This window comes from Solirubrobacter soli DSM 22325, assembly GCF_000423665.1.
Classification (GTDB): domain Bacteria; phylum Actinomycetota; class Thermoleophilia; order Solirubrobacterales; family Solirubrobacteraceae; genus Solirubrobacter; species Solirubrobacter soli.
On sequence record NZ_AUIK01000009.1, the window covers coordinates 25,566 to 38,154 of the forward strand.

General features: G+C 71.6%; 14 protein-coding genes. 6 read left to right on the forward strand and 8 right to left on the reverse strand.

The window, feature by feature from the left end; genetic code table 11:
* Nucleotides 1-48 precede the first annotated feature (48 nt).
* From G569_RS0107115 to G569_RS46270, 3 genes are read right to left on the reverse strand one after another with little or no spacing between them, the layout of a single operon-like run.
* Nucleotides 49-1,758, reverse strand: a complete 1,710-nt coding sequence (locus G569_RS0107115) for a CSLREA domain-containing protein (RefSeq protein WP_157591868.1) — start codon at nucleotides 1,756-1,758, stop codon at nucleotides 49-51.
* Between the two features lie 40 nt (nucleotides 1,759-1,798).
* Nucleotides 1,799-3,484: a choice-of-anchor Q domain-containing protein gene (locus tag G569_RS0107120; RefSeq protein ID WP_157591869.1), complete on the reverse strand. Its 1,686-nt coding sequence runs from the start codon at nucleotides 3,482-3,484 to the stop codon at nucleotides 1,799-1,801.
* Nucleotides 3,485-3,519: 35 nt separating this feature from the next.
* Entirely contained in the window at nucleotides 3,520-4,731 is a 1,212-nt protein-coding gene (locus G569_RS46270; protein WP_169542090.1) for an MFS transporter, read from the reverse strand.
* 24 nt (nucleotides 4,732-4,755) lie between these two features.
* On the opposite strand from G569_RS46270, the gene G569_RS0107130 reads away from it, so the two are divergent.
* On the forward strand, nucleotides 4,756-5,223 hold the full coding sequence (locus G569_RS0107130; protein ID WP_028062911.1) for an ester cyclase: 468 nt from the start codon (nucleotides 4,756-4,758) through the stop codon (nucleotides 5,221-5,223).
* On the opposite strand, the gene G569_RS0107135 is transcribed toward G569_RS0107130, so the two are convergent.
* Nucleotides 5,213-5,839, reverse strand: coding sequence for an endonuclease/exonuclease/phosphatase family protein (locus tag G569_RS0107135; protein WP_157591870.1), 627 nt, complete (start codon nucleotides 5,837-5,839; stop codon nucleotides 5,213-5,215). The two genes, G569_RS0107130 and G569_RS0107135, sit on opposite strands and share 11 nt — an antisense overlap.
* Between G569_RS0107135 and argF the strand changes: the two genes are divergently transcribed.
* From argF to G569_RS0107150, 3 genes are read left to right on the forward strand one after another with little or no spacing between them, the layout of a single operon-like run.
* Nucleotides 5,830-6,732, forward strand: a complete 903-nt coding sequence (gene argF, locus G569_RS0107140; RefSeq protein WP_028062913.1) for an ornithine carbamoyltransferase — start codon at nucleotides 5,830-5,832, stop codon at nucleotides 6,730-6,732. The two genes, G569_RS0107135 and argF, sit on opposite strands and share 10 nt — an antisense overlap.
* Before the next feature lie 12 nt (nucleotides 6,733-6,744).
* Complete coding sequence (locus G569_RS0107145) at nucleotides 6,745-7,149, forward strand: hypothetical protein (RefSeq protein WP_157591871.1); 405 nt, start codon at nucleotides 6,745-6,747, stop codon at nucleotides 7,147-7,149.
* 59 nt (nucleotides 7,150-7,208) lie between these two features.
* A complete protein-coding gene (locus tag G569_RS0107150) occupies nucleotides 7,209-7,577 on the forward strand; it encodes an endonuclease domain-containing protein (RefSeq protein WP_028062915.1) in 369 nt (122 codons plus the stop codon).
* Here G569_RS0107150 and G569_RS0107155 read toward each other — a convergent pair.
* On the reverse strand, nucleotides 7,571-8,509 hold the full coding sequence (locus G569_RS0107155) for an aldo/keto reductase (protein ID WP_028062916.1): 939 nt from the start codon (nucleotides 8,507-8,509) through the stop codon (nucleotides 7,571-7,573). The two genes, G569_RS0107150 and G569_RS0107155, sit on opposite strands and share 7 nt — an antisense overlap.
* A gap of 9 nt (nucleotides 8,510-8,518) precedes the next feature.
* Nucleotides 8,519-9,220, reverse strand: coding sequence for an SDR family oxidoreductase (locus G569_RS0107160; protein ID WP_211232924.1), 702 nt, complete (start codon nucleotides 9,218-9,220; stop codon nucleotides 8,519-8,521).
* A 102-nt stretch (nucleotides 9,221-9,322) separates the two neighbouring features.
* Between G569_RS0107160 and G569_RS46275 the strand changes: the two genes are divergently transcribed.
* Nucleotides 9,323-10,171 carry a helix-turn-helix transcriptional regulator gene (locus tag G569_RS46275; protein WP_064750286.1) on the forward strand — a complete coding sequence of 283 codons (849 nt, stop codon included), beginning with the start codon at nucleotides 9,323-9,325 and terminating at the stop codon, nucleotides 10,169-10,171.
* Here G569_RS46275 and map read toward each other — a convergent pair.
* A complete protein-coding gene (gene map, locus G569_RS0107170; RefSeq protein ID WP_028062918.1) occupies nucleotides 10,103-10,837 on the reverse strand; it encodes a type I methionyl aminopeptidase in 735 nt (244 codons plus the stop codon). The genes G569_RS46275 and map overlap by 69 nt on opposite strands.
* Nucleotides 10,838-10,858: 21 nt before the next feature.
* Here map and rlmD point away from each other — a divergent pair, with 21 nt between their 5' ends.
* Nucleotides 10,859-12,244: a 23S rRNA (uracil(1939)-C(5))-methyltransferase RlmD gene (gene rlmD / locus G569_RS46280; RefSeq protein ID WP_053225991.1), complete on the forward strand. Its 1,386-nt coding sequence runs from the start codon at nucleotides 10,859-10,861 to the stop codon at nucleotides 12,242-12,244.
* 128 nt (nucleotides 12,245-12,372) lie between these two features.
* Here the strand turns inward: rlmD and G569_RS0107180 are convergent, their stop codons facing one another.
* Entirely contained in the window at nucleotides 12,373-12,582 is a 210-nt protein-coding gene (locus G569_RS0107180; protein WP_028062919.1) for a hypothetical protein, read from the reverse strand.
* Nucleotides 12,583-12,589: the final 7 nt, after the last annotated feature.

Consider the following 12,589-nt stretch of genomic DNA (forward strand, 5'->3'; position numbering starts at 1 on the left):
CGACCATAACCCGCGCCAGTAGCTTCCTGCAACCGACGGAAGTCTGGGTCATCGCCGCGCCCGCGCGACGTAGCGCCCGCCCTTGCGAACGGTCTGCTTCTTGTGCGTGACGAGGTTCTCGACCTGGACGACACCCTGGGTCACGCGGGTCGTCGTCGACGTGCACGTGTCCTGGACGAGCCACTTCGTGCCCCTCACGGTGGCGGCGCTGTAGGAGCCCTTGGTCCTGAACTTCCCCTTGCCGTCGCCCCACAGCTTGCGCGTCTTGGGCTTGGCGGCCGCCGCGCTCGCCTTGCCGCGCTTCGGGCAGCTCAACGCCTCCGTCAGCGTCAGGGTGGTCAGGCCGCCCTTCTGCGAGATCTTGAAGATCCCGTCGTAGAACACGGCCTTCTCATTGGTCGAGGTCGTGATCTCGACGCGCCCCTTGCGGGTGTCGACCTCCGAGTTGTTGCGGATCACCGACGGGTCGAGCTCGACGAACCGGGACGCTCCCGGCTGCTTGACCAGCACCGTCCCGCGGACCGGCGTGGCGCCGACGCTCGTGTTGCGGACGGGCGTGGGGGTCGGGGTCGCGGTGGGCGTGGGGGTCGGGGTCACGACCGGCGGCGTCGGCGTGGGGGTCGGCTCGGGCGGCGGCGGCTGGTACTCGAACGCGCCCGCGTCGCACGCGTTCAGCTGCGGGCGGGCGACCCCGCGCTGGTCGACGGTCCGCCCGCCGCAGCTCGCGGCGTCGACCGCGGAGCTGTTGGCCGGGATCTTCATGACCGGCGGCTCGAACGAGTTGTCCGGGACGAGGTCGAGTTGCGGATCGACGTGCACGCCCCCGAGGCCGCACTGGTCGGTGTCGGGGGTCACGTTGCCGCCCTCGTCGGTCGCGCCGTTGGTGATGTCGCAGTTGGACGGCGAGCTGACCGGGCCGCCGCCGAAGTTGACGGTCCGCGTGTTGCGGGTGAGGATCGAGCCCTGGAAGGCGACCTTGACGCCGGCGGACGCGACGCCGCCGGCCCCGGCCGCCGGGGAGACGGCGCGGGCGTTGTTGCCGGCGAACGTCACGCCGCGGAAGCCGACCGTTCCCGAGTTGGTCACCTGGACCGCGCCGCCGTTGCCGGCCGAGTTGCCGAAGAACGTCGAGTCGGAGACCGCCACCGTGGCGGGGAACGTCTGTCCTTCGACGTAGAGGCCGCCGCCGGCCGCGGCCGATGTCGTGCCGGTCGCGTTGTTGCCGTCGATCAGCGATTGGCGGATCGTCAGCGTCGAATTGAGCGAGCTGCCGGTGATGGCGACGCCGCCGCCGGTCGGCGCGTTCCCGCTGACGATCCGCGTGCGCGTCAGCGTGACGGCGGCGCCCGATACGAGCAGGTTGCCGCCCGAGCCGGTGGCGACCCCGCCGCGCAGCGTGAGGTCGGAGAGGCTGACGATCGCGTTGGAGCTGACGAGCAGCACGCGCACGTTGAAGCCGGTCTGCGGCTCGATCGAGGTCCCGTTCGCGCCGCCGCCACGCACCTCGATCTGCTGGTTGCTCGCGATGCTCAGCGCCGGGAACTGCGAGCTGAGGACGTACTGCCCGGCGGGCACCGTGATGACGTCCAGCTCGGCGGTCCCGTTCCCGTTGGCCGCCGTGATCGCGCCGCGCAGCGAACAGGTGACCGTGTTGCACACCGTGTCATCGGTCGCGACGTTGACCGTGAACGACGCCGCCCGCGCGGTCGCCGGCAAGAGCCCGACGGCGACCAGCGCGAGTGCGAGGCGTGTGAGCAAGGCGCTGACGGAAACCACGAGCGCCCCCGGAGTTGCGGTCCTACTTCTTCGACCGTGCCACGTACTTCTTGCGGACCGTGATCTTCTTGTGGGTGACGAAGTCCTCGACCTGCACGACCCCCTGCTTGACGGTCGTCGTGGTCGTCGTGCAGGTGTCCTGGACGAGCCACTTGGTGCCGCGCACGGTGGCGGCGCTGTAGGAGCCCTTGGTGCGGAACTTGCCCTTGCCGTCGCCCCAGAGCTTGCGCGACTTGGGCTTCTTGGCCGCCGCGGTCGCCTTTCCGGACGCGGCCTTCTTGCAGTCCAGGGCCTCGGACAGCGTCAGCGTCGTCACGCCACCCTTCTGGGAGATCTTGAAGAGGCCGTCGAAGAACTTCGCGTCATCGCCCTGCGCGGTCGTGATCTCCACGGTCCCCTTGCGGGTGTCGACCTCGGAGCCGTTCTTGATCGTGCCCTCATCGACCTCGACGAACTTGTTCGAGCCCGGCTCCTTGACGAGCACCTTGCCCTTGACCGGCTCGACGCCGACGGTCTTGTTGGGGACCGGGGTCTCGGCCGGGGTCGGCGTCGGGGTCGGCGTGGCCGTCACGACCGGCGTCGGCGTAGGCGTCGGCGTCACGACCGGCGGCTGCTCGGACGGCGGCGTGCCCGACAACTCGAACGCCCCCGCGTCGCAGGGCTGCGTCGCGGGATCGGTCACCCGCGTATAGCTGCGCTGGTCGGTGCCGATGAAGCACGGCTGGACGTAGTCGACCGCGGGGCTATTGGAAGGGATCGTCAGGACGTCCGTCGGCCCGCCCTGGGGGGAGAGCGCCGCGGCCAGGCCCACCCCGATCCCGCTCTTGTTGTTCGCCGGGTTGAACGCGCACGACGACCCGTCGTCGACATTGAACTGCGCGGTGGCGAACGAGACGCCGACGCAGTTCGTCCCCGAGTTGGCGGCGAAGATGGTTGCGAGCGCGTCCACGTCCTGCGCGCTGCTGACCGAGAGCCCGCCGCCGATGTTGCGCGCGAGCGTGACGAACGAGAGGGAGAGCTGGTTGCCGGTGTCGCCCTCCGAGCGGATGCCGGCGCCGTCTCCGTCGGTCACGCGGTTGGCCGCGATCGTGGAGTTGACGACCGTCAGGTCGGCGGGGCCGACGGTGCTCTGGTTGAGGATGCCGCCGCCGAACGACGACGCCGTGTTGTTGTCGATCAGGCTGTTGACGACGTTGAGCGTGCCGCTGTTGGCGATGCCGCCGCCTTCGTGCGCTGTGCCGCCCGTCACGCGCACGTTCGAGAGCGAGAGCGTCGTGCCCGAGCTGGTGACGATGTTCCCGCCGTTGGCGCTCGGACCGGCGGCCCCGCCTTGGATCGTCAGGTTGAGCAGCGTCACCTGCGCCGTCCCGCCCACCGTCGCCACCCGCGCCGAGGATCCGGCCTGGATCACCGTGTCCCGGGTGCTGTCGCTGAAGATCGTGATGTCGGACGACAGCAGCAGCGCGCCGTTGGAGAGCACGTATGGCGAGCCGGAGTGCAGCACGATGCCGTCCGCCCCAGAGCTCCCATCCGCGGCCGCGACGGCGTCGCGGAGCGTCGCGCATTGCCAGGCCCCCGGTGCGATGGCGTTGCACGGAGCGGTGGGGCCGGAGTCGCTCCGGCCGACGACGTCGAACGAGTCGGCGTACGCGGCGGGCACGTACAGCAGGGCGACGGCGATGACCAAGGCGGGGAGGAGACGGCGCATGAGCACGACATCGACCTTAACCGCCGTCTCTTTGACTAAGCAACCCCGGTCAGCGCCCGCACCCGCCAGACATCGCGCACGGCGAAGCCCAGCAAGGCGATCGCGACGCCGATCGCCGAGCCGATCAGCACCACCTCCGCGGGGCCGACGGCCTCGCCGATCGGGCCGGCGAGCATGTAACCGAGCGGCAGCAGGGCCAGCGAGCCCATCCAGTCATAGCTCGACACCCGGCTCAGCGCGTGCGGCGGGATCCGCTGCGCCATCGTCGTGTGCCACCAGACCTCGAACAGCGCCAGGCCGACGCCCGAGAGCACGAACAACGCGACGAGCAGCGGGCGGGGCGCGCCGGCGGCGAAGACGACGATCGCGATCGGCCAGCCGAGGACGACGGCGAACGCCGCGAGGATCGGGCGGTCCGGGCGCCAGCGCATGCCGATCAGCGCGCCCGCGATCGTGCCGACGCCGAGCGCCGCGGCCAGCACGCCGAAGAAGCCGCGCGAGCCGTAGACGTCGTCCGCCACGGTCGCCCCGAGCACCACGTAGGGCGCGAACACGAAGATCAGCAGGAAGCTGAAGATCGCGACCGTCGCCCACACCCACGTGCGGGCGCGGAACTCCTTCCACCCCTCGCGCAGGTCGACGAGCACGGAGGAGGACGCCGCCTTGACCTCGCCGCGCCGGCGGGGCTTGACGCGGATCAGCAGCGCCGCGGACACGAGGAACGTCGCGGCGTCGAGCGCGAACGCCCAGCCCGCGCCGACCCCGAGCACGAGCGCGGTGGCGAGCGCGGGTCCGGCGAACTCCGCCAGGGTGTTCACGAGCGAGGTCGCGGCGTTGGCCTCCTGCAGCAGGTCCTCGGGGACCGTCTGCGGCATCAGCCCGGTGTAGGCGGGGCGGAAGAACGCCTCGGCCGCGCCGAACACCGCCTCGATCACGACGATGTGCCAGATCTCGACCGTCCCTGAGAGGATCAGGACCGCGAGTGTCCCGTGGGCGCAGAAGCGGATCAGGTCGGTTCCCACCATGACCTTGTTGCGGGGCAGCCGGTCGGCCCAGACGCCGCCGAGCAGCACGAACGCGACGAGCGGGAGCGCGTGCGCGGCGAGCACGAAGCCGACGTCGGTGGGGGTGCCGATCTCGGTCACGTACAGCGCGAGCGCGACGAACACCAGCCGGTCGCCGAGCGTGCTCGCGGTCTGCGCCAGCCAGAGCAATCGGAACTGTCGCTCTCGCAGAACCTTCACCATCGCGTCAGCCATCATGGAGGGTGGATGGAGCTGGACGAACTCTTTGATACCTGGGAGCGCGCCTGGTCCGGTCGCGACCCGCGTGGGTTCGAGTCCGTCTGCGTCGGCGGCGTCCACTACGAGGACCCGCTCACGCCGGAGCCGCTGATCGGCGCGCGCGAGCTCGCCGGCCACGCGCGCAGGCTGTGGGAGGCGATGCCCGACGCGCGGGTGAACTCGACCGGCGCGCGGGTCTCGGACGGCACGTTCGCCTGTGCGCCCTGCCGGCTCCTCGGCACCCACACCGGGCCGCTCGGCCGCATCCATCCGACGGGCCGCGAGGTCGTCGTGCACGCGATCGTCTACGCGGAGCTCGAGGACGGGCTGTTCAAGCGCGTGCGGGCGTTCTACGACGTCTACGCGGCCGCGATGTCGCTCGGCGTCCTCCCCAAGCCGGGCACGGCGGGGGAGCGGGCGCTGCTGATGATCCGGGGCTTCGGGATCAGAGGCTGACGCGCACGGGCGGGTGGTCGGAGAGCCGGCCCCGCTCGAGCACCTCGAACGTCGCCGCGCCGTGCCCGTAGAGGTGGTCGACGTGGTTGCCGCCGAGCCACGTGTAGCCGGCGAGCTCCGGCCGTCCGCGGAGGTTGAGGTCGCCGCCGAACAGCGTCGCGTCGGGGAACCGCGCCCTCGCCCGCTCGACGTCGCGGCGCGCCCACTCGTCGCGGTGGGTCGACGCGTGCAGGTTGACGATCCACCCATGGCGGGTTCGAACCGCGTGCGCGTACCGGCGCTCGGGCCACCACGTGAGCCGCTGCGTGGCGTGATCGAGGATCTCGCCGCGCACGAGGATCGCGTTCGCTCCGCCGCCGTTGGCCTTGAGGATGTCCGGGTTGCGCTCGCTGATCGCGCGGCGGATCGGGAGTCCGAAGTTGCGCGACGTCAGCACGTGACGCTCGTTCGCCCGCGCCGCGGCCGCCAGCTTCGGCGGCCACCACGGCGGCACCTCCTGCAGCAGCGCGACGTCCCATTCCCACGCCGCGAGCGCCGCGGCGAAGTCATCGAGCAGTGACGTCCCGGCGGGCTTCGGGCTCCGTCCGTGGTAGAGGTTCCAGGTCAATGCCCGCACCCCAACACTTCATCACCGGCGCAGAGCTCGACGCGGACAGGCTGTCTTTGTTGCTCCACCGCGCCGCTCGGCTCAAGGAGGCTCCGCGCTCCTCGCGGGCGCTCGACGGCAAGACCGTCGCGCTCGTGTTCAACAAGCCGTCCACCCGTACCCGCACGTCCTTCGAGTCCGGCGTCTTCGAGCTGGGCGGGCACCCGATGGTCCTGCGTCCGGACGAGATGCAGCTCACCCGCGGCGAGTCGGTCCGCGACACCGCGTACATCCTCTCCCGCCACGCGGCGCTGATCGGCCTGCGGACCGGTGACGAGGCCGAGATCAACGGGTTCGCCGAACATGCGAGTGTTCCCGTTGTGAACATGCTCTCGCCGCTCCACCACCCGTGCCAGGCGCTCGCCGACCTGCAGACGATGGCCGAGGCGCTCGGCTCGCTCGAGGGCCGCGTGCTCACCTACGTGGGCGACGGGAACAACGTCGCCCGCTCGCTGGCGATCGTGGGTGCGTTGGCGGGTGTCGAGGTGCGTGTCGCCGCACCCGCCGGCTACCAGCTCCCCGAGGGCGAGACGCCCGCGGTGCTGTTCGACGATCCGGCCGAGGCGGTCGCCGGCGCCGACGTCGTCTACACCGACGTGTGGGTGTCGATGAGCGACGACGAGGCCTCCGCCGCGGCGCGCCGCGAGGCGCTCGCGCCGTTCGCGATCGACGACGCGCTGCTCGACAAGGCCGCGCCGGGGGCGTTCGCGCTGCACTGCCTCCCGGCGCATCCCGGCGAGGAGATCACCGAGTCCGTGCTCTACGGCTCCCGCCAGCGGATCTGGGACCAGGCCGAGAACCGGCGCCACGCCCAGAAGGCGCTGCTCGAGTTGCTCGTTTCGACCGACGGGCAGGACGGGTAGGTGTCGGCGGCCATGCCGCAGGCGAAAAAGGGGCCGGAGGAGGAAGTGGAGAACGCGAGCCGCAGTGTCCTGAACCCACTCGACGTGATGGTGATCACGCGCGAGCGCCTCCAGGACACGCTCGACGACGCGGTCCGCCGCGGCCGGATGACCCGCGACGACGCGACCGACCTGTTGGCCGAGATCGTCCGCCGCGCGATCTCCGCCCCGACCGACCGCGTCATGCGCGAGGTCCGCCGCGTGACGGGCGCGAACGACCTCTTCCCCATCGACGACTACGACGAGCTCACCGCCGCCCAGATCGTCTCCCAGCTCTCAGAGCTCGCGAAGGACGAGCTCCGGCGCGTCCGCGACTACGAGCGCCGCAACGCGAACCGCAAGACGGTCCTCGCGGCGCTGGACGCGAAACTCGCCTAGACGCCGGCGGGGGTGTGCGACGTTCCTCCCCTCCAGAGGGCGTTTCGTCACACACCCCCTTGGCGTGGCGCGCGTCGCCGGCCGGTACCACGTCATCTCGCTCGACGAGTTGCACGCCTGAACATCTGCCGCCGCCGGAGGTCAACCGCGCGAACGGCCGCTACGTCCCTGACTTCCGCTGGCCGGCCTACGGCGTGATCCTCGAGGCCGACAGCGTCCGCTTCCACGACCACCTCCTCGCGCGGCCGGACGACGCCGCCCGCCAGGCCTTCCTCGAGGCACGCGGCGAGCGCGTCGTTCGCACGACGTGGGAGGAGATCACCACGCGTCCGGGCGCGGTGGTCGCGCGTGTCCGCCGGGCGATGACCGCGAGTGTCGACTTACGCGGGTACAGCGCGAGAAAGTCGACACTCGCGAGCGGTCAGTAGCGGTCGCCGACCGGCGCGGGGAGTGCGTCCAGCTCGGCGAGATCCTCGGCGGTGAGGGTGAGCGTCGCCGCCGCCGCGTTCTCCTCCAGCCGCGTGCGGCGCTTGGTGCCTGGGATCGGGATGACGTGGTCGCCCTGGGCGAGGAGCCACGCGAGGGCGACCTGGGCGGGCGTCGCGTCGTGGCGGGCGGCGACCGCCCGCACGACCTCGACGAGCGCGAGGTTGGCGTCCATCGCGTCGGGCTGGAAGCGCGGGTTGTTCTTGCGGAAGTCGCCGGGTGGGAACTTCTGGCTCGCCAGCTGACCCGTGAGGAAGCCGCGGCCCAGCGGCGCGAACGGGAGGAACGCGGCGCCGTGCTCGGCGCACCACGGGACGACCGAAGCGAACGCGTCGCGGGTCCAGAGCGAGCCCTCGGACTGGACCGAGGCGACCGGGTGGATGGCGTGGGCGCGCTCGAGCTCGTCCACGCTCACCTCGGACAGGCCGATCGCGCCGACCTTCCCGGCCGCGACGAGTTCGGCCATCGCGCCCCAGGTCTCCTCCAGCGGGACCTCAGGATCGACGCGGTGCAGCTGGTAGAGGTCGACGAAGTCGGTCTGTAGGCGCCGCAAAGACCCCTCGATCGCGGACCGGACGTGCTCCGGGCGGCCGTCCTTGCGCAGGACGTACTCGGCCTCGTCCTCGACGACGAGCCCGCACTTGGTGGCGAGGACGACCTCGTCGCGGCGGCCGGCGATCGCCCGGCCGACGAGCTCCTCGTTGGTGTACGGGCCGTACATGTCGGCGGTGTCGAGCAGGGTCACGGCCAGCTCGATCGCCCGGTGGATCGTCGCGATCGACTCCGCCTCGTCGCGCTCGGCCGCGCCGTACGCCCACGTCATGCCCATGCAGCCGAGCCCGATCCGCCCGGTCTCGCGTCCCGCGATCTTCATGCCTTGAGCCTAGGGCTGCGGGGCGGGCGTGACCTCGATGTGGGCGAGGTTGACCGGCATCGGGCGCGAGGTCGCGAACGCGATCACCTCGGCGACGTCCTCCGAACGGATCGCGGGGATCGCGTCGAACATGCCGTCGAGCTCCTCGCGCAGGCTCCCGGTGACGTGCTCGCGCAGCTCGGAGTGGGTGAGCCCCGGCTCGACCGTCGTGACCCGGACACCGCGCGGCGCCCACTCGAGACGGACGTTGCGGGTGAACTGCGTGGCGAACGCCTTCGAGCCCGTGTACGCCGAGTAGCCGGGGAAGCTCTGGCTGGCGCCGATCGAGCTCACGACGACGAGGTCGGCGGGCGCGCCGCGCTCGGCGGCGGCCAGCAGGCCAGGCCCGAAGGCGCGCACGGTGTTGACGAGCCCGACGACGTTCGCGTCGATCATCCGCGCGAGGTCGCCGACGTCCGACACCTCGGCGGGCGAGGGCAGCATCACGCCCGCGTTGGCGACGACGAGGTCGAAGTCCCCGGCCATGTCGAGCGCGGCGACGTCGGCGGCGACGAAGTCCCCGCCCAGCTCGGCGGCGAGCGCCTCGATGCGGTCCCGGCGGCGGGCGACGAGGGTGACGTGGGCGCCGGCGGCGGCCAGGGCGCGCGCGGTGGCGGCGCCGATTCCGGAGGAGGCGCCGGTGATGACGGCGCGGCGATCAGCAAGGTCCATGCCGGCCATGCTGCGCCCGCCACGGCGGCCTAGCCAGGCGTCACCGCAACCTAGGACGCACAGACCCACCCACGCGCGCGCACCGCGCGGCACACTGCAGACATGGCCGAGCTCGGTGACTTCCTCCGCTCCCGCCGCGCGCGCCTGCAGCCGCAGGACGTCGGGCTCCCCGACCACGGCCGCCGTCGCGTCCCCGGGCTGCGCCGGGAGGAGCTCGCCCATCTCGCCGGCGTCAGCGTCGACTACTACGTGCGCCTCGAACAGGGCCGCGACATCCAGCCCTCGGACTCCGTCCTGGACGCGATCGCGACCGCTCTGCGTCTCGACGACGCCGAACGCGCGCACCTGTTCACGCTCGTCCGCCCGCGCAAGCGCGCCCGCCGGCGTCCGAGCGAGCGGGTCCGGCCGACCGTCCGCGAGCTCGTCGAGCGGATGGCGTTCCCCGCGTTCGTCCTCGGCCGGCGGATGGACGTCCTCGCCGCCAACCCCGCCGCGACGGCGCTGCTGTGCGGGATGCGCGAGCGCAACATGATCCGCTCCTTCTTCCTCGACGATGGCGCCCGCTCGCTCTACCCGGAGTGGGAGGCGGTCGCGGCCGACAGCGTCGCCCACCTGCGCCTGACCGCGGCCGAGGACCCGGACGACGCGCAGCTCGTCGAGCTGATCGGCGAGCTCAGCGTGCACAGCGCACCCTTCCGGCAGCTGTGGGCGCGGCACGACGTCAAGGCCAAGACGTTCGGCGTCAAACGCTTCGAGCACCCGCAGGTCGGCCCGCTCGCGCTGCACTACGAGACACTCAGGCTCCCTGACGCGGGTCAGTCGCTCGTGACATACACGCCCGTGGACGCGCGGTCGGAGACCGCGCTGCAGCTGTTGGCGCCGCTAGGCCGTGAGCAGGATCGGAGCGGCGTCGGTGACGACGATCGTGTGCTCGAAGTGCGCCGACGGTGAGCCGTCCTCCGTGCGGATCGTCCAGCCGTCGTCGTCCACGTAGACCTCGCCCGCGCCGGCCGCGATGATCGGCTCGACGGTGATCACGAGCCCGTTGGTCAGCTCGGGCCCGTCCCAGGCGATGTTCGGGACGTCGGGCTCCTCATGGATGCGGCGGCCGATCCCGTGGCCGGTCAGCTCCGCGCAGACGCTGAACCCGCGGCGCTCGACCTCGGCCTGGACCGCGGCGCCGATCGCGCCCACGTTGTTGCCGGCGTGGGCGGCGTTCAGCCCGAGCCGCAGCGCCGACTGGGCGGCCGCCGCGAGCCGCTGCTCGCGCGGCTTGACCTTGCCCACTAACGCGGTCCGGCACGCGTCGGCGTAGAAGCCGTCCAGCTCGGCGGTGACGTCGAGCTTGACGAGCTGCCCCTCGCGCAGCCGGCGCTTGGACGGGATGCCGTGCACGCACTCGTCATTGACGGAGATGCACGTGGTCCCGGGGAAGTCGTAGTCCAGGCGCGGGCCGGAGCGCGCGCCGTGGCGGGCGAAGATCTCCGCGGCGACGTCGTCGAGCTCGACGGTGGTCACGCCCGGACGGACGCGGCGCGCCATCTCGCGGATCGTCTCCGCGACGACGCGGCCCACAGCGCGCAGTGCGGCCAGCTCATCAGGTTCATCGATCGACACCCTGTCATCCTCACACATCTCATGTCATCGGCAACCTTCACCCGGCCGTCGCGAGGCGACGTGCTGGAGCTCACGATCGATTCCCTCGCCCACGGCGGCAACGGTGTCGCCCGCCGCGAGGGCTACGTCGTGTTCGTGGCCGGCGGCATTCCCGGCGACACGGTTCGCGCCGTCGTCGGCAAGTCCAAGAAGGCGTACGCGGAGGCGCGGGCGATCGAGATCGTCACGCCCTCGCCGGACCGCGTCCCCGAGTTCGCGGACCATCCGGGCGCCCCTTGGCAGGTCCTGCCCTACGAGCGCCAGCTCGCCATCAAGGCCGAGCAGGTCGAGGACGCGCTGCGGCGGATCGGCAAGCTCGACGGGTTCGACGTCGAGCCGATCGTCGCCGCCGAGGAGCCCTGGCGCTACCGCAACAAGGTCGAGTTCTCCTTCGGGACCGACGAGGAGGGCGGGCTCGTGTGCGGCTTCCACGCGCCGGGCCGGTGGAACGACATCGTCGACATGACCGACTGCAAGCTGGTCAGCGAGCGCGTGAACGCGCTGCGCGAGCAGGTCGTCACGTTCTGCCGCCAGCAGGGCCTGCCGGCCTGGGACCGCAAGACCCACCGCGGCCTGTTGCGCAACCTCGTGATCCGCGAGGGCCGCCGCACCGGCCAGACCCAGGTCCGCCTGATCACCTCCCCGGGCAAGATCGACGTCGACGCCTTCATCGCCGCCGTCGACTGCGACGGCCTCTGGTGGACGCAGACCGCCGACCTCGGCGAGAGCACCTACGGCGGCGAGTCCTCGCTGCTCGCGGGCGCCCCGCAGCTGACCGAGCGCCTGAACGACCTCGACTTCCTGATCTCGCCCGAGGCCTTCTTCCAGACGAACACCGAGATGGCCGAGAAGCTCTACGGCATCGCGATCGAGTTCGCGGGTTTGCGCGGGAGCGAGAAGGTCTTCGACCTCTACTCCGGCATCGGCACGATCGCGCTGAGCCTCGCCGCCCGCGCCCGCCAGGTGATCGGCCTCGAGATCGTCGAGCCCGCCGTCGCCGACGCGCTCGAGAACGCCCGCATCAACGAGATCACCAACGCGAGCTTCTACGCGGGCGACGCGCGCCTGGCGCTGCGCGAGCTCGTCGAGCGCGAGGGCAAGCCCGACCTCGCGATCATCGACCCCCCGCGCGCGGGTCTCTCGCAGAAGATCGTGCGCCGGATCGTCGAGGCCGCCCCGTCGCGGATCGTCTACGTCTCCTGCAACCCGACCACGCTCGCGCCGAACGCGGCCCAGCTGGTCGAGGCGGGCTACGAGCTCAAGCGCGTCCGCCCGGTCGACATGTTCCCGCAGACCCCCCACATCGAGTGCGTGGCGCTGCTGGAGGCGGGCCCGAACGGGGTCCGCAATCCAGACCGCGAAGATTGAGTGATTGCCGCGTCCGAGCGGGTTCGAGGCGCACTACATCAAGGGCGGGACGATCGTCCTCTCCGACCGCGGAGGGTGACGATCTCCGGTGGCGGGAAGACGTTGGCGAGCGGCGTGTCGCGGGCGCGCTAGGCGCCGCCGAACGGCGGGATCTGACGGAACGCCGCGGGGCGCGGATCGTCGGGCGTCGGCGGGCGCTCGGCGGCCTCGATCGTCTCCGTCGTCTCCTTGGGCTCCTCGACGGCCCGGTACTTGCCGGAGGCGTCCAGCTGGACCTTCAGGGTGAGCTTCGGCGGCTCGCCGGCCGCCTCGCGCGGAGCGCGCTCGTAGCGGGGCATACGTTCG